We start from the raw sequence: 4,307 nt of genomic DNA, 5'->3' as shown, positions 1-4,307 counted from the left end.
GGGGGAGAACTCCTCCCTACGCATAAATGACGAGGGTTTCCGTTCTCCCCCTTACCAACCCTAATTTCTGATGAGAGTAAAACGCACACTCTGGCTGTTGTTGCTGCTTGTGCTAGCTACGGCAGGAATCCTGTGGATGGGGCAAATTTCTCAGCTGCAAGATACTGGGGAATCGTTGCGATCGCTTGCTGCTACCCAGGGGATCTCTATAGGTGCGGCGGTACCCTATCGCCCCCTAGAGGAAAACCCCATGTATCGCAGGGTTCTAGCGCGCGAGTTCAACATGGTCACGCTAGAAAATGCGATGAAATTCGGTCTGCTGAGTCCTCAGCCCCAGGTGTATGATTTTTCCAAAAGCGATGCGATCGTGGAGTTTGCGCTTTCCCATGAGATGCAGGTGCGCGGTCATACCCTAGTGTGGCATAGGATGCAACCAGAATGGTTGACTGAGGGGGAATTTACGCGGGATGAATATATCGACATCGTGCGATCGCATATTCAAACCGTGCTGGGTCGCTATAAAAGCAAAATTGCCGTGTGGGATGTAGTCAATGAAGCGATCGGCGATGATGGCAACTTCCGAGATACCATTTGGTTGCGCGGCATCGGTCCGGAATACGTAGAAATGGCTTTTCAATGGGCGCATGAAGTAGATCCGGATGCCCTGCTCTTCTATAATGACTATGGCGGCGAAGGACGAGGGAAAAAATCCGATGCCATTTATAACTTCGTCAAAGATTTGCGCCAACGCGGCATCCCCATTGATGGCGTGGGTCTGCAAATGCACATCTGGAATGTGGACAAATTCCCAGATCCGCAAAAGGTGGCGCAAAATATGCAGCGACTCGGAGAATTGGGCCTAGAGGTTCAAATTACCGAGATGGATGTGGGACTTCACAAAGGCAAGGGCACCCTGGAAGAAAAATTAGCCTCCCAAGCCAAACTTTACGGCGATATGCTGCAAGTTTGCTTGGATGCCAGCAATTGCGAAGCATTCGTGCTCTGGGGATTTACCGACGCTCATTCATGGATGAGACAAATTGAAGATAACCCCAATTATCCTTTAATTTTTGATGAATCCTTTAAACCAAAACCGTCTTATTATGCCCTTCAAGCGGTCTTGCGAAGAAACAATTAAATTTCCATTATAGCATAAAGATTGCCGATTGTCGCGCTATTGTTTCCAGTTATAGCATTACCCCTAGATTGCTTTGATTGCGACTAAATCTATCTAAAAATAGCCGAGTGAATGCCCGAAGAAGGGGATAGATTGCCTAAGGTGGAAGCAGTGGACTTCCACATTAGGCCAAACAGGAATTTAACGATCGCCGTTCACCGATCGAGACACAGACAGGGAAGAGAGATCGCTATCCACCCGCCATAAATGCCTCAATTGTCGGGATCTCAACAAATCTGCCAGTGGCGTGGGATTCATGGGTACTATCCATCAAAAGCTGAGAATACACCCCGTCTAACAACGACGGCGCGGATGCTTTTGCGGCATCAATTCCGCGCACCCAGTTGTCGATCGTGCGGATAAACGGCGCAATGCGTCCATCGGGATAAGTTTTCTCAAATGCGAGACGTGACGGGATTTCGAGCTCAGTCAACTCTTCTCCTGCGGGTGCCCCCCACAGTTTAAACCCATGCACGTAATCTTTCAGATTGTCGCTACCGAGGATCAAGGTACCGCGATCGCCATACACTTCCACCCAATGGCCCCTGCCGCCATAGGTTGCGGAACTCAAGGTAATTTGCACCGGGGTACCATCCCTCAGTTGTAGCATCAACATCCCCGTATCGTCCGCATCCACCGGTTTGAGTTGGCCCCCTGCGGCGGGATCCGGGCGCTGTGCCACTGCGGTACTCAGATGCCCACACAAACGACCCACTGGGCCAAACAACCAGGGAATATAATCGAAACTGTGGGATCCGATCGCCCCCAATGCGCCACCGCCTTTGTCTTTTTGCGCGTACCAATTCCAAGCGCGGTTGGCATCGGCGCGGGAAGCAACCAACCAATCCACCTTAATCAACCGCAGTGTGCCACAATATCCCTGTTCTAACAGTTCCTTCAACCGCTGCCATGCGGGAACGAAGCGAAATTCAAAATCCATCGCCGTTACCACATTTTTATCTGTGGCAATTTGATATAATTCTTTTGCTTCACTTGCCGATAAAGTTGTCGGTTTTTCCAATAACAAGTGCTTTCCGGCGGCTAAAATCGGTTTAGCCATTTCATAATGCAAAAAAGGGGGCGTGGAAATACTCACCGCCTCCAGATTTTCCATCTTGGCAATATCCTCAATGGTATTGACCGCAAAGGGAATATCATTGGTTTTGGCGATCGCCTCTGCTTTATCGATATCGCGATGATACACCGCCACCACTTCAGTGCGCGGATGGTCTTTAAATCCCGGAATGTGAACCTTTTGGCCGAACCCGGTTCCCACAATAGCGACGCGAACGGTTCCTTGACCTTCTGCTGTCGTTAGATTAGACGCTCCTCGAGTGGATGAATAGCTCATAACCTTCTCAAAACACAGTGAACAACAATATCCCTTGGATGGGAAAGACGAGGTAAAAATTAGCTTTTCCTCATTTTCCCCCGCATTTCTTCAACAAATAAAACCCGTGAAATTTCCGATTTTTTGATGACTGTTTATTTTAACTTAGAGACATAATTTTCCACCCATTCAATGACTTTATCCCCCAAGCGATAACCATCGGGTTGGTATTTGTCAATTTCTCGCAGACCTGTGGGACTGGTGACATTGACTTCGGTTAAATAGCCGCCGATGACATCAAGACCGACGAAATATAAGCCATCTTCGCGCAGTTTCGGGGCGACTTCGGTGCAGATTTGACGTTCGCGATCGGTGATTGCGGTTTTGACAGCTTTACCGCCAACTGCCATGTTGCCGCGAAATTCAGTGCCGCTAGGGACGCGATTCACCGCGCCAATCGGTTCGCCATTGAGGAGGATAATTCGTTTGTCCCCTTGACGCGCTTCGGGCAAATAGGTTTGCACCATCACCGGTTCTTTACCGTTTTTGGTACTGATTTCTATCAATGAGTTTAAGTTAGAATCGTTTGGTTGCAAGAATAAAATACCTTCTCCTGCTTTTCCGCCTAATGGCTTTAGCACGCCGGCTCCTTTTCGCTCTACAAAATCGCGAATGACGGATTTGGTTTGACTGACAATGGTTTCGGGAATGACGTTGGTAAACTGGAGGGCGTACATTTTTTCATTTGCGGCCCGCAGTCCCCGGGGGGAATTCATCGTCAGGGTTTTTGTCGGGTCGATATAGTCGAGAATGTAGGTGGCGTAGAGATAGGGAATGGTGACGGGTGGATCGGTTCGCATGAAGAGTGCATCCATCTGTTCGAGTGGATATAGTCGGTCTGGTTTGATTTCGTACCAGGGATCTGCTGCGATCCAGCGTTCGTCTACTCGTTCCACGGGGTTCAGGGATACGCGCTCTAAAAGCGCCCATGCTTTGCCATCCACTACGCTGAGTTGGTCCGCTTGGGTTATCCACAGTTCGTGTCCCCGAGCTTGGGCGGATTCCATCAGTGCGATGCTGGTGTCGTGGGTGGGATCGAGTTTCTCGATTGGATCTACGATCGAAACAATTTTCACGCCTGTTCCCCTCTGTAATTTGCAATCATGCGGTTTCGCTGATAACCTTCATTAATTTATCAGAAGCGAAAGCGCCTGGGGTAGTTTGCGATCGCCATCATCAGTGCGATCGTGGTTTGTCATTTGTTGTTTGTCAGGGGAAAGAAAATAGCGATCGCGCATTTGGGGCGATCGCTATTGTGACTGTTCCCCGGGGAAGGACTAGGCGGATGGCTGGAGCATTGGATCCAATTTGTCTTCCGAGTTCAGAGCGTACAGTTCGTCGCTACCGCCAATGTGGCGATCGCTAATGAAGATTTGGGGCAGCGATCGGCGTCCATTGGCGCGTTTTGCCATTTCTTCGCGCGCTTCGTCATCTCCATCAATGCAGTATTCCTGATACTCTACGCCTTTGCGATCCAACAGTGCTTTTGCCCGCATGCAAAAAGGGCACCAGCTCCAAGTATAGATTTCAACTTTGGGGGTCATAGTGGGTTTCTCGATATTTAGCAACTTATTCTGGCTTTAATTTTATCTTGATACTCCCTACGGATAAATCCGAGGGATTCTTAAAGAGTCCAAAGTCGGACTTTTAAAGGCGCAATCAACACACCCCTACTGACTCCATTGAGATTGAACCCCAATTTTGCCGCTACTTTTCTCAAAATATTTGCTGCCGCATTGC

4 protein-coding genes are annotated in these 4,307 nt (G+C 49.1%); 1 reads left to right on the top strand and 3 read right to left on the bottom strand.

Annotation, left to right across the window (positions count from 1 at the left end; genetic code table 11):
* Positions 1 to 70: 70 nt before the first annotated feature.
* Positions 71 to 1,138 carry an endo-1,4-beta-xylanase gene (locus tag AC0QH1_RS19995; RefSeq protein ID WP_324633057.1) on the top strand — a complete coding sequence of 356 codons (1,068 nt, stop codon included), beginning with the start codon at positions 71 to 73 and terminating at the stop codon, positions 1,136 to 1,138.
* 229 nt (positions 1,139 to 1,367) lie between these two features.
* On the opposite strand, the gene AC0QH1_RS19990 is transcribed toward AC0QH1_RS19995, so the two are convergent.
* From AC0QH1_RS19990 to grxC, 3 genes are all read right to left on the bottom strand, one after another.
* Complete coding sequence (locus AC0QH1_RS19990) at positions 1,368 to 2,528, bottom strand: Gfo/Idh/MocA family protein (protein ID WP_324633056.1); 1,161 nt, start codon at positions 2,526 to 2,528, stop codon at positions 1,368 to 1,370.
* A gap of 134 nt (positions 2,529 to 2,662) precedes the next feature.
* Entirely contained in the window at positions 2,663 to 3,643 is a 981-nt protein-coding gene (gshB, locus tag AC0QH1_RS19985; RefSeq protein WP_324633055.1) for a glutathione synthase, read from the bottom strand.
* Between the two features lie 201 nt (positions 3,644 to 3,844).
* Positions 3,845 to 4,111: a glutaredoxin 3 gene (gene grxC, locus AC0QH1_RS19980; protein ID WP_324633054.1), complete on the bottom strand. Its 267-nt coding sequence runs from the start codon at positions 4,109 to 4,111 to the stop codon at positions 3,845 to 3,847.
* Between the last annotated feature and the right edge of the window lie 196 nt (positions 4,112 to 4,307).

This window comes from Phormidium sp. CCY1219 (assembly GCF_055795085.1).
This window is presented reverse-complemented; position numbering and strand designations above follow the sequence as displayed.

What these genes read in the sequence shown, in the direction of transcription:
- AC0QH1_RS19990 (WP_324633056.1), bottom strand. Translation starts at nt 2,528, where the DNA reads ATGAGCTATTCATCCACTCGAGGAGCGTCTAATCTAACGACAGCAGAA.
- grxC (WP_324633054.1), bottom strand. Translation starts at nt 4,111, where the DNA reads ATGACCCCCAAAGTTGAAATCTATACTTGGAGCTGGTGCCCTTTTTGC.
- AC0QH1_RS19995 (WP_324633057.1), top strand. Translation starts at nt 71, where the DNA reads ATGAGAGTAAAACGCACACTCTGGCTGTTGTTGCTGCTTGTGCTAGCT.